Origin of the sequence: Teichococcus globiformis (genome assembly GCF_042646265.1) — a bacterium.
GTDB classification, from domain to species: Bacteria; Pseudomonadota; Alphaproteobacteria; order Acetobacterales; family Acetobacteraceae; genus Pseudoroseomonas; species Pseudoroseomonas globiformis.
The window spans coordinates 58,208-83,348 of the sequence record NZ_JBHRTN010000009.1 but is presented as its reverse complement, the minus strand read 5'-3'; the positions used below and the strand labels follow the sequence as shown (position 1 = coordinate 83,348).

Annotated in this window: 20 protein-coding genes; 15 read left to right on the top strand and 5 right to left on the bottom strand. The window is 63.9% G+C overall.

Going from position 1 to position 25,141, the window contains the following annotated elements; all coding sequences use genetic code 11:
* Positions 1-28 precede the first annotated feature (28 nt).
* Complete coding sequence (locus ACFOD4_RS10400; RefSeq protein WP_379596194.1) at positions 29-751, top strand: pyridoxamine 5'-phosphate oxidase family protein; 723 nt, start codon at positions 29-31, stop codon at positions 749-751.
* A 484-nt stretch (positions 752-1,235) separates the two neighbouring features.
* On the opposite strand, the gene ACFOD4_RS10395 is transcribed toward ACFOD4_RS10400, so the two are convergent.
* Positions 1,236-1,934 carry a GntR family transcriptional regulator gene (locus ACFOD4_RS10395; RefSeq protein ID WP_379596192.1) on the bottom strand — a complete coding sequence of 233 codons (699 nt, stop codon included), beginning with the start codon at positions 1,932-1,934 and terminating at the stop codon, positions 1,236-1,238.
* Positions 1,935-2,310: 376 nt separating this feature from the next.
* Between ACFOD4_RS10395 and ACFOD4_RS10390 the strand changes: the two genes are divergently transcribed.
* The 8 genes from ACFOD4_RS10390 to ACFOD4_RS10355 are packed head-to-tail and all read left to right on the top strand — an operon-like array spanning position 2,311 to position 11,296.
* The gene (locus ACFOD4_RS10390; RefSeq protein WP_379596191.1) at positions 2,311-3,672 is read left to right on the top strand and encodes an ABC transporter substrate-binding protein; all 1,362 of its coding nucleotides are present in this window, start codon (positions 2,311-2,313) and stop codon (positions 3,670-3,672) included.
* A gap of 27 nt (positions 3,673-3,699) precedes the next feature.
* Complete coding sequence (locus ACFOD4_RS10385; RefSeq protein ID WP_379596189.1) at positions 3,700-5,235, top strand: ABC transporter substrate-binding protein; 1,536 nt, start codon at positions 3,700-3,702, stop codon at positions 5,233-5,235.
* 5 nt (positions 5,236-5,240) lie between these two features.
* Positions 5,241-6,416, top strand: a complete 1,176-nt coding sequence (locus tag ACFOD4_RS10380; RefSeq protein ID WP_379596187.1) for a mandelate racemase/muconate lactonizing enzyme family protein — start codon at positions 5,241-5,243, stop codon at positions 6,414-6,416.
* 15 nt (positions 6,417-6,431) lie between these two features.
* Positions 6,432-7,448 (top strand): ABC transporter ATP-binding protein, encoded by a 1,017-nt coding sequence (locus tag ACFOD4_RS10375; protein ID WP_379596185.1) that lies wholly within the window; start codon positions 6,432-6,434, stop codon positions 7,446-7,448.
* Positions 7,445-8,455, top strand: a complete 1,011-nt coding sequence (locus ACFOD4_RS10370; RefSeq protein ID WP_379596184.1) for an ABC transporter ATP-binding protein — start codon at positions 7,445-7,447, stop codon at positions 8,453-8,455. The genes ACFOD4_RS10375 and ACFOD4_RS10370 overlap by 4 nt, the downstream gene beginning before the upstream one ends.
* Positions 8,452-9,405 carry an ABC transporter permease gene (locus tag ACFOD4_RS10365; protein WP_379596183.1) on the top strand — a complete coding sequence of 318 codons (954 nt, stop codon included), beginning with the start codon at positions 8,452-8,454 and terminating at the stop codon, positions 9,403-9,405. The genes ACFOD4_RS10370 and ACFOD4_RS10365 overlap by 4 nt, the downstream gene beginning before the upstream one ends.
* Positions 9,405-10,286: an ABC transporter permease gene (locus ACFOD4_RS10360; protein WP_379596182.1), complete on the top strand. Its 882-nt coding sequence runs from the start codon at positions 9,405-9,407 to the stop codon at positions 10,284-10,286. Before ACFOD4_RS10365 ends, ACFOD4_RS10360 begins: the two co-directional genes overlap by 1 nt.
* A 29-nt stretch (positions 10,287-10,315) precedes the next feature.
* A complete protein-coding gene (locus ACFOD4_RS10355; RefSeq protein ID WP_379596180.1) occupies positions 10,316-11,296 on the top strand; it encodes an NAD(P)-dependent oxidoreductase in 981 nt (326 codons plus the stop codon).
* Between the two features lie 117 nt (positions 11,297-11,413).
* Here the strand turns inward: ACFOD4_RS10355 and ACFOD4_RS10350 are convergent, their stop codons facing one another.
* The 3 genes from ACFOD4_RS10350 to ACFOD4_RS10340 all read right to left on the bottom strand — a co-directional run bounded on the left by ACFOD4_RS10350 (position 11,414) and on the right by ACFOD4_RS10340 (position 13,948).
* Positions 11,414-11,620 (bottom strand): hypothetical protein, encoded by a 207-nt coding sequence (locus tag ACFOD4_RS10350; protein ID WP_379596179.1) that lies wholly within the window; start codon positions 11,618-11,620, stop codon positions 11,414-11,416.
* Between the two features lie 6 nt (positions 11,621-11,626).
* Complete coding sequence (locus ACFOD4_RS10345; protein ID WP_379596177.1) at positions 11,627-11,806, bottom strand: hypothetical protein; 180 nt, start codon at positions 11,804-11,806, stop codon at positions 11,627-11,629.
* 1,407 nt (positions 11,807-13,213) lie between these two features.
* A complete protein-coding gene (locus tag ACFOD4_RS10340; protein ID WP_379596175.1) occupies positions 13,214-13,948 on the bottom strand; it encodes a FadR/GntR family transcriptional regulator in 735 nt (244 codons plus the stop codon).
* A gap of 129 nt (positions 13,949-14,077) precedes the next feature.
* Between ACFOD4_RS10340 and ACFOD4_RS10335 the strand changes: the two genes are divergently transcribed.
* The 6 genes from ACFOD4_RS10335 (at position 14,078) to ACFOD4_RS10310 (ending at position 23,528) form a co-directional block, all read left to right on the top strand.
* The gene (locus tag ACFOD4_RS10335; RefSeq protein ID WP_379596173.1) at positions 14,078-15,472 is read left to right on the top strand and encodes an aminotransferase; all 1,395 of its coding nucleotides are present in this window, start codon (positions 14,078-14,080) and stop codon (positions 15,470-15,472) included.
* Positions 15,473-15,581: 109 nt separating this feature from the next.
* Complete coding sequence (locus ACFOD4_RS10330; RefSeq protein WP_379596171.1) at positions 15,582-17,180, top strand: ABC transporter substrate-binding protein; 1,599 nt, start codon at positions 15,582-15,584, stop codon at positions 17,178-17,180.
* 11 nt (positions 17,181-17,191) lie between these two features.
* On the top strand, positions 17,192-19,381 hold the full coding sequence (locus ACFOD4_RS10325; RefSeq protein WP_379596169.1) for a N,N-dimethylformamidase beta subunit family domain-containing protein: 2,190 nt from the start codon (positions 17,192-17,194) through the stop codon (positions 19,379-19,381).
* Between the two features lie 171 nt (positions 19,382-19,552).
* Positions 19,553-21,265, top strand: coding sequence for a gamma-glutamyltransferase (gene ggt / locus ACFOD4_RS10320; protein ID WP_379596167.1), 1,713 nt, complete (start codon positions 19,553-19,555; stop codon positions 21,263-21,265).
* A 26-nt stretch (positions 21,266-21,291) separates the two neighbouring features.
* On the top strand, positions 21,292-22,884 hold the full coding sequence (locus tag ACFOD4_RS10315) for an ABC transporter substrate-binding protein (RefSeq protein WP_379596166.1): 1,593 nt from the start codon (positions 21,292-21,294) through the stop codon (positions 22,882-22,884).
* Between the two features lie 38 nt (positions 22,885-22,922).
* Entirely contained in the window at positions 22,923-23,528 is a 606-nt protein-coding gene (locus ACFOD4_RS10310; RefSeq protein ID WP_379596164.1) for an MSMEG_1061 family FMN-dependent PPOX-type flavoprotein, read from the top strand.
* A 7-nt stretch (positions 23,529-23,535) separates the two neighbouring features.
* Here ACFOD4_RS10310 and ACFOD4_RS10305 read toward each other — a convergent pair whose 3' ends face one another.
* Positions 23,536-24,690, bottom strand: a complete 1,155-nt coding sequence (locus tag ACFOD4_RS10305; RefSeq protein WP_379596163.1) for a serine hydrolase domain-containing protein — start codon at positions 24,688-24,690, stop codon at positions 23,536-23,538.
* Positions 24,691-25,141: the final 451 nt, after the last annotated feature.

The following is a 25,141-nucleotide window of genomic DNA, read 5'->3' as shown; positions in this document are numbered from 1 at the left end:
GGCGCCCGGACCATCGAAGGAGGACGAGATGCGCCACAAGTACCTTGAGATCGCCTCGACGCCATCGGTCAGGGCGGCGCGCAGCCAGTACGGCGGCGCGGCCCAGTGGTCAGGCGTGGGCGATGGCTTTCCCGATGAAACGGCTCTTAACGAGCGCCTTGGTCGCGCGGAACGGCAGTTCATCGCTGAGCGTGACGGCTTCTATCTGGCCAGCGTGTCCGAGACCGGCTGGCCCTACGTCCAGTTTCGCGGCGGGCCGGCAGGGTTCCTGAAGGTCGTTGACGACCGGACACTGGGTTATGCCGATCTCCGGGGCAACCGGCAGTACCTCACGGTCGGCAACGTCCAGGCCAACGAGCGGGTCTCGCTGTTCCTGATGGACTACGCGCATCGGCGGCGCCTGAAGCTCTTCGGCAGGATGCATGTCGTCAGCGCCCAAGACGATCCGGCCCTTGCGGAGCGCCTCGCGGTGTCAGGCTATCCAGCTCGGGTGGAGCGGGCCGTGCTGATCACGGTGGAAGCTTTCGACTGGAACTGCCCGCAGCACATCACGCCGCGCTTCACCCAGGCTGAACTGGAGGAGATACTCTCGCCCGTACGCCACGAGCTGGCTGCCCTGCGGGCGGACAACGAGCGCTTAAGGAATAAACTCCGCGAGAGTGACTTGTCACAGGACCGACTTCTCGGAGATCGGCCTTCAGGGTTGACCTGCAGTCAGCGATCACCCGAGGGAGCCGCTTCTGTTCCGTAGGGGAGCGGACTTGACCATTCAGAGCGCAGATTGGCCATCGCCTCGTGCTTCGCTGATCAGACGCTGATCAGAACGGCCTCGGCGCGATAGGGATAACGGAGAGAGCCCGAAGGTTGGAGGGCTCGATCCCATGGTGTCCGGCGCGCCTGCTCAGGGAATGATGGCCACCATGCACCGGGTCATCGGGCTCGGCGAGCCCGGTGCGGCATCGGTGGTCAACGCGGATCCTCCATCTTGAACAATGGTCTCAGAGGGGAGGCTACTTCCGAATGACACCATCGTCAGGATGGCCCGGTGCAGGGATCGTGGCACCATGCTGGAACGAGTCGATGCCCGCACAGGTGAAAGCCGGCCGCGCCCGGAGGATGGTCCAACGTGTCGCGACGCGCGGATCGCCCGCGCCGCGACCTTGTCTAAGCGATACCCTCCTCGATATACTTACGAAAAGCCTGATCGGCCAGCGCAACCGATCGCGAGCGGTGACTTACGCCGCGCTGTCTTCTGCCATACGAGAAAGAAGATCGTTCTTCGCAGATTCACAATGAAGTCGGGCAGCCTCCAAAGCTCCGGGCACGTCCCGAGCCTTCATGGCAGACACAAGCGCCCGATGTTGGCTAACAATATCAGCGATACGATTTTCACCGAAGCCGAAGCGATTGCGGATCGCAATAACCAGTTCCCAACCCCTATCCAGGATGTTGGCTGCTTCGGGATTATCACCCAGCACAGCGATAAAGCGGTGTAACCGCAGATTCGCCTCGACCATCGCAGGCTGATCTTCCAGCTTCGCCGCCAGTTCATATTCTCGTGCCAAGTGCTCCAGCCGGACGAGGTCGCTGAGTGCAGCTTTGACGGTCGCATTGCGAACCAGCAGCGTCTCGATCGCCTGCCGCGTATCGTGCATGTCCTCAACGAATTTGCGGTTCACACCACGCAGCACGGCACCCTTATGGGACTCGATGATGACGAGGCGGTCGCCCTCCAACTGCCTGAGGGCATCACGGACTGGCATATGGCTGACACCGTAGCGGGTGCTCAGCTCGGCCACCCGGAGGCGGTCTCCTGGCGCGATTGCGCCACTCAGGATGTCTTTGCGGATCGCGCGCTCGATGCGCGCCGACATCGTGCTTGCAACATCGCCGGACACCGCGGACTCCATAAGCAAAAACCCTTCATCGGCCATCGAGGCGTGACCTTAGCCGCACGAGGAGGCCATAGTCGCATCGTATTGCGCCAGATGATTTGCTATCATATATGATATCAAATATCAAGATTGGGCGCCAGACCGGGATGAACCTGGCAGTGCGCTAGGCCTCATTGAACGGCCGGGGGAAACGAAGATGGACAGCGATCCAGGAAGGTGCGGTCTACTGACCATGCCGGCCATCTTTCCAAGTCGTCGGCAACTGCTTGCAGGCGCGGGAGGCTTGCTGCTGGCGGGGAATCAGCAAGACGCCGCGGCACAGCCGCAGCCCCGTAAAGGCGGTACGCTCCGGCTGGCTGCCCCCTTTAATCCGTCCAGCCTCGATCCGATCACGGGCGGCGCAGGGTCGGATCACATGATCCTTTATCCCATCTTCGACACGCTGATCGATTTCGAGCCGGGGACCCTGGCGCCGAAGCCAGGCCTCGCGACCGCCTGGGAGTATCCGGACGCCAAGACGCTGGTCATGACGCTGCGTGCCGGCGTCCGGTTCCATGACGGCACGCCCATGGACGCCGCCGCCGTGAAGGCTAATCTTGACCGCGCCCGCAGCGATGAGCGGTCCTCCGTGAGGGGCGATGTTCAATCCCTTGCTTCGGTGGAGGTGTTGGCGCCTGACCGTGTGGCCTTGCATCTCCACCGGCCAGACACCGCGCTACCACTGATCCTGGCTGATCGCGCCGGCATGATGTCCTCTCCGCAGGCTTTCGCCCGTGGCAGGCCCTATGATCGCGAGCCGGTTGGCACCGGCCCATTCAAGTTCAGGCGCTGGGCGGACAACGATGTCGTGGAACTCAGCAGGAATGAGGATTACTGGAACCCTGACCTGCCGCACCTCGACGGCATTGTCTTTCGTGTCATCACCGACCTCAACACCGGATTGCGATCGGTCATCGCGGGCGAGAATCACGGCGCCTACCGGCTAAACCCTCAGCAGAAGGTCGTGGCGGATCGCATGGGTGCGAAGGTCGTGGTTACCAGTACGCCCACCATTGCGGACTACCACCTGGTGTTCAACTACCGCCGCGCGCCCCTCAACGACGTGCGGGTCCGACGGGCCATCAATTATGCGGTGGACCGCGCAGCCTTCAACCGCGCGGCGCTGCTCGGCTTGGGCGTTCCGGCGCAGACCATGCTGCCGCCCGGATACTGGGCCCATGATGAATCGCTGAACGACTTCTACACCCATGATCCGGACCGTGCGCGGGCGCTGCTGCGGGAAGCGGGGCTGCCGAATGGCGTAGATGTCCAGTTCTTCGGTAATTCCGATCAGGCTTCGCAGCAGCGGCACGAGATCATCATTGAGCAGCTGCGTCCTGTTGGGATCAGAGCGCGCCTGACCGCGGGCTCGAACGCCGACATGTATCAGCGCTTCATGATCCAACAGGAAGGCGACATGATCATGACGCTGTGGACCGGGCGCCCCGACCCGGCGCTGCCCTTCCTGCTCGTCTACGGCGAAAATGGTTTCAACAACGCAGGCAAGGTGCCGCCGCCGGCCGAGATGGTGGCTGCGCAGGCAGAGGCTCAGTCGGAGAGCAGCCAGGAAGGCCGCAAACGTGCCTTTGCGAAGCTGGAGCGGGCGGCGCTCGAACATGCTTTGTCCTGCGAACTCGCCTTTGTTCCCGGCATCGAAGTCTTCTCGCCCGATGTCCGCAACTACACGCCGAACCTGCTGGGCAAGCCGAAGTTCAACGACGTCTTCCTTGCCGCCTGACGCACACCCCCGGACCCGGAGGATCGCATGCAGCGACGCCAAGCCCTCGCCACCATCGGCGCCCTGACTGCCGCCCCGTTCCTGGCGGCACCCCGCGTAGTCCAGGCCCAGCCACGGAGAGGGGGAGTGCTGAAGGTGTCGGCTCCGTTCAATCCTTCCACCCTCGATCCCGTTACCGGCGGGCTGGGCTCGGACCACATGGTCCTCTACCCCATATTCGACACGCTCGTAGATTTTGAGCCGAGAACGCTGGCACCCCGCCCCGGCCTGGCCACATCATGGGAATTCAGCAATCCCACGACCCTGGTGCTTACCCTGCGGTCCGGAGTGCTGTTCCATGACGGCACCCGGATGGATGCCGCCGCCGTGAAGGTGAACCTTGACCGGGCGCGAACGGATGAGCGCTCCGCGGTGAAGGGGGACCTGCAATCTCTCCAATCGGTCGAGGTGCTGGACCCGTCGCGGGTGGCGCTGCGGCTGAACCGGCCAGATACGGCTCTTCCCCTGATCCTGGCCGATCGGGCCGGCATGATGTGCTCGCCCAAGGCGATCGTCGAAAAAGGGCGGCAGCATGACCGTAACCCAGTCGGCACTGGCCCGTTCCGCTTCGAGCGCTGGAACGACAACGACGCTGTCGTGCTGACCCGCAATGAGGCATACTGGAATGAAGGCCTGCCCCATCTCGACGGCATCCACTTCCGCATCATCACCGACCTGAACACGGGATTGCGTGCCGTGCTTGCCGGCGAAACCAACTTCGCCTACCGCCTCAACCCCCAGCAGAAGGTCGTGGCGGACAGGATGGCTAGCCGTGTGCGCGTCAGCAGCACACCGACGATCGCCGACTACCACCTGCTGTTCAATTATCGTCGCGCACCGCTCAACGATGTGCGGGTGCGACAGGCGATTAATTATGCGCTGGATCGTGACGGCTTCAACAAGGCCGCATTGCTGGGCCTCGGTGTGCCGGCGCAGACCATGCTGCCACCCGGCTACTGGGCGCATGACGAATCGCTCAACGAATTCTATAAGCACGACCCTGCGCGTGCACGGATATTGCTGTCGGAAGCTGGGTTTCCCGACGGCGTGGACCTTCGGTTCTTCGGGTATTCCGACCAAGCCTCGCAGCAGCGGCACGAGATCATCATCGAGCAACTGCGGCAATCCGGCATCCGCGCCCACATGACGGTGGGCTCAAGCGCCGACATGTATCAGCGCTTTATGGTGCAGGGGGAAGGCGACATGCTGCTGGCGCTCTGGACCGGACGACCGGATCCCAGCCAGCCTTTCCTGCTCGTCTACGGTGAGAATGGCTTCAACAACGCAGGCAAGGTGCCTCCGCCGCCCGAGATGATGCAGGCCCAGGTGGAGTCGCAGTCAGAGAGCAGCCAGGAGGGGCGCAAACGCGCTTTTGCCAAGCTGGAACGCGCCGCGCTCGAACACGCGCTCTCAGCCGAGCTGGCCTTTGTGCCGGGAATCGAGGTCTTCACGCCCAATGTGCGGGGCTACGTTCCCAACTTGCTGGGCAAGCCCAAGTTCAACGAAATCCATCTGGCGGACTGAGCAGCATGAAAATCGCGAAGATCGAAGACCTGCACGCCGCTGCTGGCTGGCGCACCACATCCTTCCTGAAGATCACCACCAGCGACGGCATCATCGGATGGTCAGAATATAGCGAGGATGTCGGTAATCTTGGTCTGACGGCAACCATCCGCGGCCTCTCGGAGCGGCTGATCGGCATGGATCCGCTCCGCATCGAATGGATCATGGCGGTGCTCTACACCCACGCTGTTCCGGCCTGGTCCGGCATCAATCAGCATGCCATGGGAGCCATCTGCAACGCCCTGCTCGACATCAAGGGCAAGGCGCTGGGCGTCCCGGTGCATGCATTGTTTGGTGGTGCGGTGCGAAGCCGGCTGCCGGTCTACTGGTCGCATTGTGGCAGCTATCGTGTTCGCTTTCCGGACATGATCGGCGTGGCGCCGCTCCGAGACTATGAGGACATGCACCGGCTAGGCGAGGAGGTGCGACGCCGCGGCTTCCGCGCACTCAAGACCAACATCATGATGATGGAGGATGGCAAACTCGCCAATTTCCGCCCCGGCTTCGGCACAATGCCAGGCTTCCCCGCGCTGAATCCCCAACCACAGGTGATGCGCGATCTCGACCGCCAATTGGAGGCGCTGCGCGCCGGCACGGGGCCCGATGTCGAGATCATGCTCGACGCCAACTTCCACTTTCGCACGGAGGGCTATCTGCAGTTGGTGCGGACGGTGGAACCGCACCGCCTCGCCTGGCTGGAGCTGGATACCTATGATCCTGCCGCCTTGGCTCTCCTGAGAAGAGAAGCAGGCTTTCCCATTGCCAGCGGCGAGTCACTCTATAGCCGCCGTAGCTACCGGCCCTTCCTGGATGCTTATGCGATGGATGTTGCCATCATCGATATCATCTGGAACGGCTTTCTGGAATCCATGAAGGTGGCCTCGATGGCGGAAGCCTACGAGGTGAACGTCGCGCCACACAATTTCTACGGTCACTTGGCGGATCACATCAGCGCCCATTTCGCCGCTGCGACGCCTAATCTCCGCATCATGGAAATGGACATCGATGATGTGCCCTGGAAGGGCGAGTTCGTCACTCACCAGCCGGTCATTGAGAATGGCGAGTTTGTGGTGCCGGACCGTCCCGGCTGGGGCACCGACGTCGATGAGGCCGCGGTCCGCCGCAGGCCTCCCAACCAATAAGGCCAGGAGCGCGAAGTGGATCAGGGTATCGCACAGCCTCTGCTGGAGGTGCGTGGGTTGAGCGCCTTCTTCCGCACCGGGCGCGGAGAGGTGCAGGTCACTCGTGACGTGTCGTTCGCCATGGCGCCGGGCGAGATGGTCGGGCTGGTGGGCGAGAGCGGCTGCGGCAAGACCGTCACCGGGCTGGCGCTGATGGGCCTTCTGCCGCCCGGCAGCAGCCGGCTGGATGGTCAGATCATGCTGCAGGGGCAGGATCTCGTAACCATGCCGTCAGCCGCCAAGCGCCGCCTGCGTGGGCGCCGCATCAGCATGATCTTCCAGGAGCCAATGAGCGCACTGGACCCGGTCTTCACCATCGGCCACCAGATCAGCGAAACCTTGCGAGCGCACCAGGATGTCAGCTGGGCTGAGGCCCGCAACCGCGCCATCGAGGCGTTGGGCCGCGTCGGCATCCCAGAGCCGACGCTGCGCTACGATGCTTATCCTCACCAGCTCTCCGGCGGCATGCGGCAACGTGCAATGATCGCCATTGCCCTGATCTGCGAGCCGCAGTTGCTGATCGCCGACGAGCCAACCACCGCGCTCGATGTCACCGTGCAGGCGCAGATCGTCGATGTGCTTGGCGAGCTTTGCGCTCGCATGGGCATGGCGATGCTGTTCATCACTCACGATCTGGGCTTGGTATCGCAGACCTGCTCACGACTGGTGACGATGTATGCTGGCGAGGTGGTCGAGCAGGGTCGGGTGGATGACATCCTGCTGCGTCCGCGCCACCCTTACAGCTCCGGGCTGCTACGTTCACTGCCAGCCCTTGCGCAGCGCAAGGGGCGCTTGCCCGCCATACCGGGCCGTGTGCCGGTGCGCGGGCAGATGCCGTCAGGTTGTCGGTTTGAACCGCGCTGCACGCATGCGCGGGCTGGATGCTCGGCGCCGCAGCCTTTACGGCCTGTAGCCGTGCAGGCAGAGGTGCGCTGCTGCCGTGCGGAGGACATCGTCCTGCCCGGCGTGTTGGCGACGGAGGACGCGGCATGACAGAACCCGAACCTCTGGTGGCCGCGCGGGACCTGGGCATCCATTTTCGCCTGTCCCGCAAGACTGTGCTGAAAGCGGTGGATGGCGTGAGCCTCGAAGTCTGGCCCGGCGAAACGTTTGGCATCATCGGCGAGTCAGGCTCCGGCAAGACGACGCTTGGACGCAGCCTGGTTTGCCTGGAGACGCCGTCCGCGGGCCAAGTTTTGCATCGCGGCCTGGATCCGCAGACCTTGTCGTCCCGCCAGCTGCGAAGGCATCGCCGTGACTATCAGGTGGTATTTCAGGACCCAAACGCGGCACTCGATCCCCGCATGACCATTCTGCGCTCAATCCGGGAGCCTCTGGACGTCGCCGGCACCCTACCGCGGGCTGAACGCGAAAGGATTGCGCTACAAGCTATGGAAAGGGTCGGACTCGGAGGGGAGTTCGCCGCGCGCTACCCGCATGAACTGTCGGGTGGGCAGAAGCAGCGGGTGTGCATCGCACGTGTCTTGACACTACGCCCCGCTGTCATTGTCTGCGACGAGGCCGTCGCGGCACTCGACGTTTCGATCCAGGCCGATATCCTGAACCTTCTCGCTGATCTACAGCGTGAGTTTGGCCTGACCTACATCTTCATCACCCACAATCTTGGCGTCGTCGGCCACATCAGTGACCGTGTCGCGGTGATGTATCTGGGCCGTCTGGTGGAGATGGGCGAAACAGAAGCCGTGCTCGGGAAGCCGCTGCATCCCTATACCGAGGCGCTCCTTTCCGCCGAGCCGGTGGCGCTGCCCTCTCACATGCGGACGGAACGGCGGGTGGTGCTAACCGGGGAACTGCCCAGCCCTATCTCGCCCCCCTCTGGCTGCCGCTTCCGAACGCGCTGCCGATTTGCTCAGGAACGTTGCGCGGAAGAAGAGCCGGATTGGCAGGAGGTGCGGCCGGGGCAATGGGCCGCCTGCCACTTCGCCGGCACGTTGCCGGCGGCTCCGGTGAAGCACCGCATGGCCGAGGCGCTTTCATGACCAGGCGTCAGGCGCTTACCATCGGCTCCCGTCTGCTGCAGGTGGTTCCGGTTGTCGTCCTCGCCACGGTCGCGATCTTCGGCCTTCTGCAACTTGTTCCGGGTGATCCCGCAGCGGTGATTGCCGGAGAATACGCGACCGCGGAGCGAATAGCCGATATCCGCCGGATGCTCGGCCTGGACCGGCCAGTCTGGGAACAATACCTGATCTGGCTTAGTCATGCGGTCCAGGGTGACCTTTCCACTTCCTTGATTACTGCTCAGCCAGTGCTGGACGAAGTGTTGCGGCGGCTTCCTAATACCTTGCTCATTGCCGTGCTTGCACTGGTGCTGGCAGTGCTTATCGGTGTTCCACTCGGCATTCTCGCCGCCACCCGGGTGGATGGAATAACGGACCGCATTGTTACCACCGTCGCGTCGCTGGGTGTGGCTGTGCCGAACTTCTGGCTGGGCATGATCCTGGTAGGCTTCTTCGCTCTCGGACTGGGATGGTTCCCGACCACTGGTGCAGCGCCGCTGACGGAGGATCCGATGCGTGCGCTTTCGCACGCGGCCTTGCCGGCTCTAGCCTTGGCTACTGGTGGCATAGCCGAGATCACCCGACAGCTACGCAGCGCGCTGATCGAAGTGCTTTCGTCGCAGTATGTGCGCACGCTGCATGCCAAGGGCCTCTCCCAAGGTCGTATCCTGTGGCAGCACGGCTTGAAGAACGTGGCGCTGACGCTGCTGACCGTCGTTGGATTGGTGTTCAACCGGGCGCTTGGCGCCACGGTGGCGATCGAGGCTGTCTTCGCCATCCCGGGCACTGGATCGCTAGTTGTGGCCGCCGCCACTAACAAGGACTTTCCCGTGGTTCAGGGCGTGGTCTTCGTACTGGTGCTGATTGTCATAGGACTGAACTTGCTGATCGATCTCCTCTATTCGCTGCTCGACCCCAGGGTGAACCGGTGATGGGCGTCACCGTGCAAAGCCTGCGCTCCGGCGGCTCTCCATCCGCACTCCGGCGCCTATTTTCCTGGCTGCGCTCCGACCTTCGTGCAGCGGTCAGCCTGACCTATCTGCTGGTGCTGTTCTCCCTCTCGCTTTTTGCGAATGTGGTGGCATCGCATTCGCCGGTTACGCAGAGCATGGACATGCTTGCCCCGCCGAGTGCGATTCACTGGCTTGGAACCGACGATCTGGGGCGTGACGTCTTCAGCCGCTTGATCCACGGCGCACCAATGACGCTCTATGCAAGCTTCCTGGCCGTGGGAGTGGGCACGCTGATCGGGCTGCCGGTTGGGGTCATGGCGGGTTATCTTGGCGGCTGGGTGGATGGGCTGACTGGTCGCATCATCGACGCCTTGCTGTCCTTCCCCTCGATCGTTCTCGCAATTGCCGTGACCGGTGCACTCGGCATCGGGCTAACTAACAGCATGATCGCAGTCGGCATTGTTTTCTCGCCAGGTTTGGCACGATTAATCCGCGTTCAGACGATCGTGGTGAAGAATGATCTGTACGTGGACGCGGCGCGCACCTTCGGTATGTCGCCAGTCCGTATCGTACTCCGGCACATCCTGCCCAATGCCATCCAGCCCTTCATCGTTCAGGTGACCTTGTTGCTGGCGACAGCTTTGCTAGCAGAGGCGAGTCTCAGCTTCCTGGGCCTTGGCGTGCAGCCGCCGCAGCCGAGCTGGGGGCAAATGCTGGCGCGCTCCTACGGCTACATGGAGATTTCGCCCGAGCAAATGTATGCGCCCGGCCTCGCCATTCTTTTCACCGCCCTGGCTTTCAACGCCCTGGGTGAATCCCTGCGTGCCGCGCTTGACCCTACACGCCGACGGAGCGACTGATGCCTCAACCCTCCCCCTCGCGACCTCGCGTGCTGGCCACCAGCGCTCTGCACCCGGATGCCGAAGCGCTTCTCAAGACATCCTGCGAGCTGGTGCTTCCCGCAGATTCCAGCGCGGAGAACCTGCGCCGGTCGGTGGGAGACGCAGACGCGTTGATCGTCCGAGCCAAGCTGCCGGACGACATCTTTGATCACGCGCCGAAGCTGCGCGCCTGCGTGCGGCATGGGGTAGGACTGGATTTCATTCCTGTCGAGGCTGCAACACGGGCCGGCATCCCTGTCGCGAACCTGCCGGCAGCTAATAGGCAGGCGGTGGTTGAGTATATCGTAGCTGTGGCCGGACTCCTGGCGCGCGACCTGCATAGGGTAGCGCAGGCGTTCCGCACTGAAGGCTGGTCGTCCCGTACGAGGTTTCCCGGCTTCGAACTCCGCGGCCGTACCTTGGGCGTGGTGGGGTGCGGCGGCATCGGGCGGGCCGTGGCGGCTGCAATGCAAGCCGCCTTCGGCATGCGCGTCCTTGGGCATGACCCCGATTTTTTCGACCCCTCTGGCATTATCCAGCCCGTCGCACTTGATCGCCTCTTTGCAGAAGCGGATGTCATCACCCTGCACGCTCCTTCTACCGCGCAAACCCGTCGTATTGTGGATGCGCGTCGACTGGCTGGGATCAAGCCAGGTGCGATACTCATTAATGCGGCACGCGGTGACTTGATCGATGATGCCGCACTGCTGGACGCCCTCGATAACGGCAGACTGCGTGCCGCTGCGTTGGATGTCTTCGAGCCGGAACCGTTACCTGCGGACCATCCGCTTCATCAACATCCCGCATTGTTCCTTACGCCACACATTGCTGGCGGGAGCGAGGAGAGTGGGCGTCGAATGAGCGTGGAGGCAGTGGAAGAAACTCTTCGCATCTTACGCGGTGAAAGACCGCTGACTTTGGTGAACCCGGAGATCTGGGACAGCTACTTGCGTCGTCATGAGGGACTGGCCCAGCAACGGACGCGTTAGGCTAGCGTAGATTGGATTGGCAAGCAGATCCGAGTTGAGCACGCAATGCGGTGACCTTAGCCGGCGAATGCTTGGCGCGTGGATCGTTCCACGGGCACCCGTTGTCACCCTTGGCGATCACCGCACCATGCCGGGTGAGGAAGACGCATTGAGCGGCATCAGCCTGGCAATGTCGGACAGAATAGGATCCCGTGTGTCGCCGCAGAAGCCGACATCGACCTGATCGCCGCACCCGCCATGCACGACCAGGATCAGATGGGTAACGCTACCTGCAGCTTTCAGCACTTGGAGGCCCGTGGTCAGGGCAAGAGCGTGGCCTTCCACCGGCAGTCAGACGCTGGTGCCTGCAACCAGCACCATCCGCGCGAGATTCTCCTGCCGGTGGAGGAGGCTCGGAAGGGTGTTGCCCTTGAACTCAAAAATGGCGGCGGCGGCGACCTTGCCTCTCGCGCTGATCACTGATGATGTTTCTCCCGTTTTGCATTTGGCGCGACAGGCTTCAATGAGCACAACAATGCTTTCCTTGTCGATGTCCTCAGCCGGCAGCGAATCCCGCCCAGGCACCTTGCGTCAGGCCCTTGAGGAAGTGGGGCGACCTAGTGCACCTGTCCTAACTGGCTAATCGGAGGTCGGACGCAAGCTGGCGGACGGGCGCCAAGCCGAGCAATGGACCCTTGCTTGGCTATCGGCGGAGGGCGGTGTCGCCGTGGCCACACTCTCCAAGGTCCGGAACGGGAAGTGGTGCCTCCTTCGGTACGCTGGCGAGGGTGGTACGTGCGCTGGGACTGAGGATCGACGAACTTCTGAGCCCGGTCAGCCAGCGCTTTGCGATCGGGCAGCGCATCATCTTGCGCGGGGAGGAGGGCGTCCGGTCGGATTCAACAGCTACGACGACGTGGTGCCTCGCAACGAGCCGACCCGGAAGGCCATGGTGCCCCAATCACGGCCAGTCGGACCCATGAAGTGTTGCCGCGCGAAAGCTGGGCCGGCCATAAAGGAAGGACTATACCTTCGTCATCTCAGGCAGCATCGAACATCAGTCGGGGTTCTATATGCCGATTTGGCTCGATGCAGGAGATAGAGCCTGTATCGGCAGCACGATACGACGCGCCTTCGCCAGCGTTACGGAGGAGGATGCTCGCGTTCGCCCGGTCTGCCTGGCGCACTCGGTGCCGATCCTTTTTCCGGATGCTCCCTTTGGCGCTGTGAGGGGAGCAGCACTCTCCGGTTCAGCGCGATCAACTCGCCATCGGCTGGCATGACGCTCCTGGAGGTTTCGGTCGTTGTTCGCGGGGGGCGCACCAACGGTCCACATCAGGTGCTCTACCGGACGGGAAGATACCGGTCCATCCATTGGCCGGACGGAGCCGCCGCACCCCACTCTGCCGGTTCGCGGCACTCAACCCCCGCAGCCGTTCATTTTCTTTCCATTCGACCATGCCGTGCACCGGAACAGCCCCGCGTCGCTCTGCGCCGTCCGGTCGCGATCGAGGATGTTGGCGAAGGTCTCCAAATACAGCTGCTCGTGCTCGTCTTCGAAGGGGACAAAGGCTACATGAGCAGCGGCCGCTGCCGCCCTTTGCAAGGAGCCGGTCCCGCGGAAGCGGCCCGCGCGGACGAAGGCAAGCCTGGTAGAGGGCAAGCATCAGCTTTTCAGCTTCCTTACACCGCGGCGAGTAGCGTGGTGAGGCCAATCCACCCCAAGGCCATGCCAGTGCTGCTGACCACGCCGGAGGAGGGGAGGTCTGGATGAAGGCCCGTTGGGGGGGGCAGGAACTGCAACGCCGTTGCCAGACGGTCATATGCGGATCGAGGCCTCAGGTGAGCGACAGGACGTCTCTCAGGCGCTCACCCTTCGATCTGAAAGCCGTCACTGGTCTTTGATGCCGCCGGGCAGACAACTGTCACCCCGCGCCTCTAACTCTTCTTGTCCTGCTTTCCGGCTCCACCGGTGGTCTTCATCAGGGCGGCCTGAATATTGCCGAGATGCCGGGTCATCGCCAGCGAGGCGGTACGAGGCTTGTGCTCCTCCACCGCGCGGAAAATCGCTTCATGATCGCGTAACCAGGTGGGTCGATAACATTCCATCGGCATGTAGCGATGAATGTCCTGCCAGATCCCGCTCTCGATCTGGCCTCGCCAGAGCTGGTCGGCGATTGACACCAGCACACCATTTCCTGTGGCTTCGGCCAGCAAGATATGGAAGTGAAGATCGGCCGCGTCGGCTTCCATTCCGCGAGCGTGGTGGCTGCGCATATCGGCCAATGTGCGGGCCATGGCCGCGAGTTGCTGCGCCGTGGCATTTTGGGCCGCCATTGCGGCGATCTGCGGCTCGATCATGCGTCGTGCGTGCAGATTCTCGAAAGGACCATAGCCGGAAAGGGCCTTCATCTCCGGCACTTCCTGCCGGCTGATGACATAGGCCCCACTGTTCTTCCTCACCTCCACCAGGCCGGCCATCTGTAGTGAAAGGATGGCTTCGCGGATGGTGGGACGGGAGACGCCAAAACGCTTTGCCAGTTCGCGTTCGGCCGGCAGGCGCTGTCCGACGGGGTGATCCTGCCGGATCAAGGCAGAAATCCGCCGAGCGACGGTCTCAAAGCTTCGCAGCGCAGGCGTGGCCGACTCGAAGGTAGGCTTGGCGGTCGACATGCCCCGCTTCAACAACGCGCCTCGGCATTTGGCAAGCGCGTTGAGGGTTTGACAATGCGCGGCGCCAGCGAGACAGTGGCTTGACCAAACTGGTCAGGCCAATTCTGCTTCAGCAGCATCGGAGCCCCCATGTCACAGCCTGCTCCCAACTCCGCCGAGGCTCGCGACGTCCTGTTTCATCTGCATTCGCAGACCAATTCTCAGGCCCATGCCGAGCGTGGCCCGCTGATCATGGACCGCGGCGAAGGCATCCACGTCTTCGACAATCAGGGTAAGCGCTACGTGGAGGCCATGGCCGGGCTCTGGTGTACTTCGCTCGGCTTCTCGGAGGCACGGCTAAAGCGGGCAGCAGCGGAAGCCTATGACAGGTTCGGCTTCTACCACACCTTCAACCACAAGACTCCGGCCGCGACGATCGACCTTGCAGAGAAACTCTGCAGCCTCGCCCCGATCCCCAATGCTCAGGCCTATTTCGCCACATCCGGGTCCGAGGCGACGGAAACCATGGTGAAGCTGGCCTGGATCTATCACGCCGTGCACGGCAAGCCTGGCAAGCGAAAGATCATCTCGCGCGACCGCGGCTTCCATGGCTCCACCATTGTGGCCGCCTCGATGTGTGGCATGCCGCGCATGCACCGCGAGTTCGGCCTGCCGTTGCCCGGCTTTCTGCACACGCTCTGTCCCGACCCCTACCGCGGCACCTTGCCGCGCGAGGGGATGGACGACTTTGTGGCCCGACTCGCCGGCTCGCTGGAGGACATGATCCGGCAGGAAGGCGCCGACACCATCGCCGCCTTCATCGCTGAGCCCATCAACGCCGGCGGCGGCGTCATCGTGCCTCCGGAAGGCTATTTTGCAGCCGTGGAGGCCGTCCTGCGCCGGCACAATATCCTGGTGCTCGCCGATGAGGTGGTGTGCGGCTTTGGGCGCACTGGCAACATGTGGGGCAGCCAAACCGTGGGCATGACACCCGACATGATGGCACTGGCCAAGGGAATTTCCTCCTCCTACTTCCCTATCTCCGCCGTTGTTCTGGGTAAGCCCGTCCAGGATGCTCTGGCCGAGATGAACAAGGGCGGCGAGATCTTCGGCCACGGCTTCACCAACTCTGGCCATCCGGTTGGTGTCGCCGTCGCGCTGGAAGCCATCCGTATCTACGAGGAAATGGATGTGGTGCCTCATGTGCGCGCCATGGGCGCGCGGCTGCGGTCCGGGCTCGACGCGGTCGCCGGGAAGTCCAGGATCGTGGGGCAGGTGCGTGGGGCAGGGCTGATGTTTGGCGTGGAGTTGGTCGCAAATCCTGCCACCAGGGCCGCCTTCGACATTGGCCTCAAGATTGGCGCGCGCTTCGACGCAGAAGCTCTTCGCAATGGACTGATCATCCGTCCCATGGGCGACACGATCGCGATCTGCCCGCCGCTGATCATCGATGAAGCGGGTGTGGATGAGATCATCGAGCTGTTCCGCAGAACCTTGAGTACGGTGGAGCAGGAAGTCGAGGCAAACTTGCTCGCCGCTGAATAGGGCCGCCGGGAAGGCAATCATCCAGGGGGCCGCCGGCACCGAGATGCACAGCCAGGGCCTCCACTCGTGGAACAGCCAGCACTGATCATCCGCAACAGGAGGTTCTGCCATGCTTCGCCGTGATCTGCTTCGCACCAGCCTGGCGCTTGGCGCCGGTGCCGCGCTCGGTGCACCGCACCTGTCGCTGGCGCAGCCGGCGGGAGGAACCCTCCGCTTTGTTCCGCAAGCAGACGCGGCCATCCTGGATCCGACCATTACAACCGGCTTGGTCAACCGCAATCACGGCTTCCTGGTCTTCGACACGCTCTACGGCATTGACGAACAGGGCGTTACCCAGCCGCAGATGGTCGAAGACCACAGCGTCGAGGACGACGGCAAGCGCGTGACCATGCGCTTGCGGGAGGGCCTGCGCTTCCACGATGGCGAGCCGGTGCGTGGGCGCGACGTGGTGGCCAGCCTGCGCCGCTGGGCCTATCGCGACGCCTTTGGTAGTTCGTTGATGGCGGCGGTAGACGAGTTGTCGGCGCCGGATGACCGGACCGTGCTCTGGCGGCTGAAGGCGCCTTTCCCAATGTTGCCGGAAGCGCTCGGTAAGGTCGGCGCCATCGTTGCCTTCATCATGCCGGAGCGCCTAGCTTCAGCCAACGATCCGGTGCCGCCGGTCAAGGAGCTCGTGGGCAGCGGGCCATTCAGGTTTCGCGCCGACCAGCATGTCTCCGGCTCGCGTCTGGTGTATGAGCGCTTCGACGGCTATGTGCCAAGGCCGGCCGGCAACACCAGCCTGCTGGCCGGGCCCAAGATTGCGCGCTTCGATCGGGTGGAATGGCAGGTCATGCCGGATGCCAGCACGGCGGCGGGCGCGTTGCAGCAGGGCGAGATCGACTGGTGGGATCAGCCGATCTACGATCTGCTGCCTGTGTTGAAGCGCGACCGCAACCTCATCGTCGAGGTCATCGACCCTTACGGTGCCATCGGCGTGCTGCGCTTCAATCAGCTTCATCCGCCCTTCAACACTCCGGCCATTCGGCGGGCTGTCCTCGGTGCTATTCGCCAGAGCGACTATATGGTGGCCGTAGCCGGCGAGGACCGCGCGCTCTGGAAGGACGGCATCGGCTTCTTTGCGCCCGGTGGGGTGATGGCGAACAACGAAGGCATGGCTGCCCTGGATGGCAGCCGCAGCATTGCCCAATCGCAACAAGCCTTGAAGGAAGCAGGCTACAAGGGTGAGCCGGTGCTGCTGATGGCGCCTTCTGACTTCCCCGCCATCAAGGCGATGAGCGACGTCACCGCCGATCTCTTCCAGCGCCTCGGCCTACGGGTCGATTACCAGGTGATGGATTGGGGCACCATGCTGACGCGCATGGCCAATCGCAACACCATCGACAAAGGAGGCTATAGCTGCTTCTGCACCTATTCCGCCGGTGTCACGCAGCTCAACCCCTCGGCGCACAACTTCCTGCGGGGCAGCGGCGACAAGGCGACCTTTGGCTGGGCCCGCAGTGAGGAGTTGGAGGCGCTGCGCGGTGCCTGGTTCGCCGCGCCGGATGTCGAGACGCAGCGTGAGATCGGCGTCAAGGCTCAGCGCCAGGCCTTCATTGATGCACCCTACGTTCCACTCGGCCTGTTCTACCAGCCGACTGCTTACAGGAAGAGCTTGCAAGGCATGCTGAAAGGCCTGCCGCTGTTCTGGAACCTGCACCGCGCCTGAGGCCTTGAACCATGCTTCCCATCACTGGCTACGTCGATCGCTGGAGCGTTCGCCCTGGCGAAACGCTCCGCTTCATGATCTCGGTACAGGGTGGCGGTTCCTACCGTGCCCGCATAGCGCAGATCCTGTGCGGCGATCCGAATCCCGAAGGTCCAGGTTACCGCGAAGTCCCGGTTTCCTGGGCTTTGGAGGGCGAGCACGAGGGACAGCAGCAAAGCATTCATCTCGGCTCCTGGGCGCAAGTTCCGGCACTGAGCTTGCCAGATGGCGAAGTGACGCTCGAAGCGACGATCTGGCCGACCCGCTTGGCCACCGGTGATCAGGCGGTGCTGTGCTGGAGCGGCGATATGGGCGCCATCATGCTCGGCGTGGGCCCGCATGGGGCCTGGTGTCGTCTAGTGAATAGCGGCGGCACCACGGTGCTGCGAACCGACATGCCGGTGACTGAGAGGGCTTGGCACGATATCGGCTGCCGTATCGCCTCCGATGGAACCCTGCATCTTTGGCAGAAACCCCACAAGGCACGGCTGGATCGAGCGGAGGCTGCTGAGCGAACTACGCCGACCCAAGGCCGGGCGCCATCTGGGCCCGGAGGCGTTTCCATCGCCGCTGACGGATCAGGCTCGGTGCCCCAGTGGCACTTCAACGGCAAGGTCGAGGCGCCTCGGATTCTTGCTGGTGATGGCCGGATCGTCGCCGCCTGGGATCTGGCCCGCGCTATGCAGACAGATCGGGTGGAGGATACCGGACCGACTGCGGCACACGGCGTTCTGCACAACCTTCCGACGCGCGCCATGACCGGGTCAAACTGGCGCGGTGATGTTCATCGCTGGACGGAGGATCCAGCGCAGTACGGCGCCATCCACTTCCACGATGATGACATGGGGGATGCGGGCTGGCAGCCCTCCCTCAGCTTCGTGGTACCGGACGAGTGGAAGAGCGGCGTGTATGCGCTGCACCTGGAGATGGATCGCGATGGCACACGGCATCGCGACAATGTTGTTTTCCATCTGCGGGCAAAGGTCCCTGGCAGCCAGGCCAGGGTGGCTTTCCTGGCCCCCACCTTCAGCTATACCGTGTACGGCCAGTATCAGAAGGCAGGTCGCCAGGCGCTGATCACGCCGCGTTCGCTGGAATGGGGCGCGTTGCCTCAGGCGCCGGATGGCCACCCGGAATACGGCGTCTCGCCGTACAACTTCCACTCCGATGGCAGCGGCGTGGTGATGTCCAGCATGCGGCGGCCCCTCATCGACAAGCGCGTCAACCAGATTCATCTGGTGGATCCGAGCGAAGGCGGCTCCGGCCTGTATTGGATCGCGGCCGATAGCTACATCACAGACCTGCTGACGCGTCATGACATCGAGTTCGAGGTCATCACCGACCATGATGTTCATGCGGAGGGCGTGGACCTCCTTCGGAACTATCACGTCGTCCTCACCGGGCAGCACCCAGAGTACCACACCACCGAAACGCTGGACGCGCTGGCGGCCTACCTCGATCAGGGTGGACGCTTCATGTATCTTGGCGGGAACGGGTTCTACTGGAAGGTTGTGCCGCACGGCACCGGCCCTTGGAGTTTCGAACTTCGTCGTGCCGAAGGCGGGATCCGGCTCTGGGAAACAATGCCAGGCGAGAGCTACCATGCGCATGATGGCAGCTATGGGGGGCTTTGGCGCAGGCTTGGGCGTCCACCGCAGCAGCTTGTCGGCATCGGGTTCAGCACTCAGGGCGAGTACATCGGGTATCCTTACCGGTTCCTTGACGGCATCCTGGATCCACGAACCGCCTTTATGCGGGAGGGCATCACGGAGAAAGCGATTCCCGGAGGTGTGCTGGGCGAGCGCGGCTTGATGGGGGGTGGTGCAGCAGGACACGAACTGGACCGTGCTGATATCCGGCTGGGTACCCCGTACCACGCCATCATCATCGGCCGCGCGGTGCTGGAAGACCCAACCTATCAGCCGGTGAACGAGGAACGCCGCGATCACACCTGGCCAGGCAAGCGCGAAGACATCATCCGATCAGACCTGACGTTCTTCGAGACCCCACGAGGTGGAGCTGTGTTTTCCGTAGGCTCGATGAACTTTATCGGCGCTTTACCAATTGATGGGTACGCGAATGTCGCGGCACGGTTGATCGTCAACATCGTCCGGCGCTTTGCCGATCCAGCACCGTTTCCATCACCGCCGCCACAGGATTGAGATGAATCCAGGGGAGCGCCCAGCTGGCGCGTTGGAAATCAGGCCCGCCGCTCTCATCCTTCATTATGGCGGCCATGGAGGGTGGCGCTTTTCAGGACTATTCATGCGCATGGTGGACGGTCCGCGTCGAACAGTTGAATAGTGTCGATGCACGGAGAAGAGGAAATAGCCATGACCGAACCCGCCGCCGCGTGGAACTGGCGCTGCCGCAGTGCTGCACCGTTCGCGACGGAGAAGACGACAGTTGCGTCGGAGCGCGGCATGGCGGTCACCAATCATCCCCTCGCCTCCGCGGCGGCTATGGAGATCATGGCCATGGGCGGCAACGCCGTCGATGCCACCGTGTCGGCGCTTTTCACTCTGACGGTGGTGGAGCCGATGATGGTGGGTCTCTTCGGCGGCGGCGTCGCGGTGCTTCGCCTGGCCGACGGGCCGGAGGTGGTGATCGACAGCCTGGCCACGGCCCCGGCTGCTGCACGCGCGGACATGTACACCCCCGTCTCGGACGAGTGGCCCGACTACATGGAGACCGAGGGCCGGGCGAACCGACGTGGCGTCGGTGCCATCGCCGTGCCCGGCACGCTGAAGGGCTGGTGCGAGGCGCTGGATCGCTTCGGCACAATGCCGCTGGAGGCGGTGCTGGAGCCGGCCATCCGCCATGCCGGGCGCGGCTTCCGCGCCACCCCCTACCTTGCTGCCTGCACCGCCGAGGCCGCCATCGATCTGGCGATGGACGAGGGCATGGCGGCGCTGTTCCTGCCGGGCGGGGAGCCGGTGCGCGCCGGAGCCCTGCTGCGCATGGCTGACTACGCCGCAACGCTGCAGGGCCTGGCCGCTCACGGCCCGGACTGGCTCTACGGCGGCGCGCTCGGCGATCAGATCGCGGGCTGGCTTGCCGAGCAGGGATCGACGATGCGCCTCAGCGACCTCGCGGCCTATCGCACCGTGGAGCGCGCACCCGTGCGCGGCAGCTATCGCGGCGTGGAGCTGCTTGGCCCGCCGCCGCCATGCTCGGGCGGCGTGCATGTGCTGCAGATGCTCAACCTCATGGAAGGCTTCGACATCCGCGCCAGCGGCTTCGGCACGCCGGAAACCCTGCACCTGGTGCTAGAGGCGCTGAAGATTGCTGCCGCCGACCGCCGCGCGGCCACGGCCGACCCGGCCTTTGTACAGGTTCCGGTGAAGCGGTTGATCTCCAAGGCCTATGCGGAGGAGCGCCGCCTGGAGATTGACCCGGCGCGGACGGGGCGTTTCGCCCCCGGGGTTCGCGGCGTCGAATCCGCCAACACCACCCATGTCACGGTCGCCGATGCGGCTGGCAACATCGTCACCTCGACCCAGACCATCAACAGCCTGTTCGGCGCGCGGGTCATGATTCCTGGCACGGGCATCATCCCCAATAACTACATGTACCTGTTCGATCCGCATCCGGGGCACGCGCTGTCGCTGCAACCCGGCAAGCGCATCACCAGCGGCATTTCGGCCACCATCGGCTTCCGTGACGGCCAGCCGCTCTTCGCCGTCGGGCTGCCGGGCGCGCACCGCATCCCCTCCGCCGTGTTCCAGTTCATCATGAACATCGTGGATCACGGCATGAGCCTGCAGGAAGCGGTGGAGGCGCCACGCGTCTTCACCCAGGGCCAGGATGCCGAGGTGGAGCGCGGCTTCCCCGAGGCGGTGCGCGCCGCCCTCGCCGCACGCGGCCACGTCGTCACGCCGGTGGACCATGTGGCCGGCGGCATGGGCGCCATCGGCTTCGCTGATGGGCGGATGACCGGCGCGGCCTGCTGGCGGGCCGATGGTGTTCCCATGGGCATGGGCGGCGGCCTGGCGCGGGAAGGAACCTCCTTCTGGCCCGACCCGCGCCGGCAGCGTGCCACCTGATCCCCCCCATTCCGGAGACCCGCACCATGACCTTGCCCAGCACCCGCCGCGGCCTCATGCATGCCGCCCTGGCCGGGATGGCCGGCGCCTCGCTTCCCGCCATTTCCGCTTCGGCGCAGGGGGCGGGCGGCCGAACCCTGAAGGCGGTGATGCACGCCACTCTCGGCGTGCTCGATCCCTTCGCCACCACGGCCTACATCACCCGCAACCATGGCTACATGGTGTACGACACGCTGTTCGCCATGGATGCCCGGATGCAGCCGCGGCCGCAGATGGTGCAGGACTGGCAGATCTCCGATGACAAGCTGACCTACACCTTCCGCCTGCGCGACGGCTTGCGTTTCCACGACGGCGCCCCTGTCACCGCCGCGGATTGTGTCGCCTCGCTCCAGCGGTGGTGGAAGCGCGACCTGATGGGCACGCGGCTGATGAACGCCACGGCCTCGCTGGAGGAAGTGGACGCCCGCAGCTTCCGCCTCGCGCTCAAGCAACCCTATGGTCTGGTGCTGGAGACGCTGGCCAAGCCCGGCGGACCGGTGCCCTTCATCCTGCCGGCGCGCCTCGTGCAGATCCCGGACACCGAGCGCATCAACGAGGTGATCGGTTCCGGCCCCTTCCGGTTCGTCGCCGCCGAACATCGCTCCGGCGCACGGGTGGTCTATGAGCGCTTCGCCGACTACGTGCCCCGTCAGGAACCGCCCAGCGGCCTGGCCGGTGGCAAGGTCGCGCATTTCGACCGCATCGAATGGCTCGAGATCACCGACATGCAGACCGCCACCAGCGCGTTGCAGACGGGTGAGATCCAGATCATGGAGGGCGTCTCGCCGGAGATGGTGCAGCTGCTGCGTCGCCAGCGCGGCATCCGCCTCGCCCCGCGCGGCGTCGGCAACACGCAGCTGATGCGCCTGAACTGGCTCAACCCGCCCTTCGACCGCAAGCCCATCCGCCAGGCGGTGCTGCATGCCGTGAGCCAGCCTGACTACCTGGCCGCTCAGGTGGGTGACGACAGCCTCGAGACGGTGTGCAAGGCCTTCTTCACCTGCACCTCGCCCTATGCCACCGAAGTCGGGGCGCCGGCGGGCCCGGATCTCGACCGCGCCCGCGCCCTGCTGAAGGAGGGCAATTATGCCGGCGAGGAAGTGGTGATCCTGCACCCGGCAGACCTGCCGAGCGGCAGCGCCCTGGCGCCCGTCACCGAGCAGGTGCTGAAAAGCATCGGCATGAAGGTGCGGGTGGACAGCATGGACTGGAACAGCCTTCTGGCGCGGCGCAGCCGGCCTGTCCCCATTGCCGAAGGCGGCTGGAGCATTGCCTGGGGCATCTGGAGCGACCTCGATCTCGGCAGCCCCGTTGTCAACCTCAACGCCGATGGGCGCGGGCGGCGCGGCTATGTCGGCTGGGCGGAGAGCGCGGAGATGGAGCGGCTGCGTGACGCCTTTGCGACCGAAACGGACAAGGCCCGGCAGATGCAGCTGGTCGAGCAGATGCAGCGCCTGGCCTATGAGGAGGTGTTTGCCATCCCGCTCGGCTCCTACACGGTCATGATGGCCCATACCGAGGCGTTGAAGGATGTTGTTTCCGATCTCATCCTCGTCTTCTGGGGCATGCGGACGGCCTAGCCACCCATCCGGCGCGCCGGATCCAAGGGGAGACGACCATGACGCGGCAGGCGGATCTCGACCAACTCTACGCGCCTCCGGAGGAACGGATCCTCAAGGGTGTGCGTCCGGAATTGACACCATTCCACGCGGCCTATGTGGAGGCCGCCACTTTCTTTGTGCTGGCCACGGGACGGCAGAGCGGGCTGGACGCGTCGCCGCGCGGCGGCCCGCCCGGCTTTGTGCGGATCCTGGACAACCGGACCGTGGCCTTCGCGGACTGGCGCGGCAACAACCGCATCGAATCCATGCGCAACCTGGCGGAGGATGACCGCCTGGGCATGCTGTTCATTTTTCCGGGCCTCGAGGTGTTCCTCCGCATCAACGGGCACGGGCGGATATCCACGGCGCCCGAACTGTTGCAGGCCATGGAGGAGAACGGCCACCATCCGAAATCCGCCATTCTGGTCGACATCGATGAGGTGCTGTTCCACTGCGGCAAGGCGGTGAACCGCGCCCGGCTCTGGGAACCGGAATCACACCTCGACAAGCGCGCCCTGCCCAGCATCGGGCAGGCCGTGGCCTGGATGAGCGGGCTGGAACCGGAGAAGGCGGCGGGTATCGACGCGCGCTACGACCAGGCCATGCGGGACAATCTGTACTAGGCCCGCCTCAGCGGGCTGCGGCCAGAACCGAACGCGTGAAGGCCTGCCGCTCGGCCCGGAAGTCAATGCCGTAGGCGGCGGCGTAGGGCGGCTGCGGCTGGCAGGAAAGGGTGACGACCACAAGGTCCTCCGCCCGATTGATGTAGAGCGACTGGCCCGCGAACCCGACCGCCACCATCGCGCCATCGGGATCGAGCCACCAGCTGTAGCCATAGCCGGTCGCACCGTAGGAGTTGCTGTTGGGCGCGAACCGGAAGGCCGGGCGCCCGGCTTCCTCCACCCAGCCATCCGGAAGAACCGCGTCGGCCGGGCAAACACCACCCTCCAGGATGAACAGGCCGAAACGCCCGAAATCGCGCAGCACCATGCCGGCGCGGCTGCCGCCGATCTCCTGCCCGCCATCGGACTCCAGCGTGTAGAAGGCGTCCTGCTCCATGCCACAGGGCACCCAGATCTTGCGGCTCATGTAATCCGCCAGGGTTTCGCCGGTGGCCGCCGAGAGCAGGCAACCGAGCAGGTAGGTGTCACCGGTGTTGTATCGGAACACTGTGCCTGGCTCATGTTCTGGCGACAGTTCGCGCAGCAGCGCAAGCACGCCACCGGGCACCTTGGCGCCGAGCGACCGGCTGTAGCGGTTCACATGTGAAGCGCGGTCGACGTAATCCTCGCTCCAGGCAACACCGGAGGACATGGTGATCAGGTGCCGCACCGAAACGCGGTCATAGGCCGAGCCTCGCATAACAGGTAGGTACTTGGACACTGCGTCATCCAGGCAGTGGATCGCGCCATCACGCAGTGCGGCGCCCACCAGTGTGGATGTCAGCGACTTCACCATCGACATGGAGGACCAGCGCGTCGCCTCGGTCAGGCCAAGTCCGTATCGCTCTAGCACTACCTGACCGGACTTGATCACCAGCAGTCCGGCCACGCAAGCGCGGTCGAAATAGTCCGACACTCCGCGTTCCCGCCCATCTGAGACATAACGCGGGGCGATAGCCGGGCCACGCGGCAAGGGCGATGCCGCCGTGCCGCGCCGGATGATCCGCGTGGCAAACATTCGATCTACGTTCGCATAGGCAGTTGCCTGCGCGGTCGGTGGCAACAGCAGGAACTCGCCGCCATCAGGAAAGTGGGCTTCAAGACTGGAGAGGGTCAGGCTCAAAATTCATCTCCCGCTAGAAGGTGCAATATGATCAGGAATCACCTGGTGGGCCGACACGCTTGATGACTGGCAGCCTAGCTGCAGATGCTGCGGACCAGGCGCTGAGTCACCTGTCATTGGCCAGATCATCGTGCCACGGGTTTGGTGTCCTGCAAGCGTTGCCGATGCACCGCCTGTTGATGGCCGGCCAAAATGTCTCCGGTGTGCATCGTGGACGGGCCGCATGATCTGCTCGGAGGAACCGGTGCTGCTCTCAGAGCAATTTGCGCCGCTGTAAGCGAAGTTTGAGCGCCGAATCAGGCAAGGCTGGTGAAGTTGTCGAGCAGCTTGGACAGGACGATCTCCATTCCTGTTCACGCGATGGCGAAGGTGCGCGCAACCAGCGCCATGCTATGCTTCTGCGCAGCGAAGACATGCTCGATCGCAATGTGGCTCTTGCAGCCGAAGATTG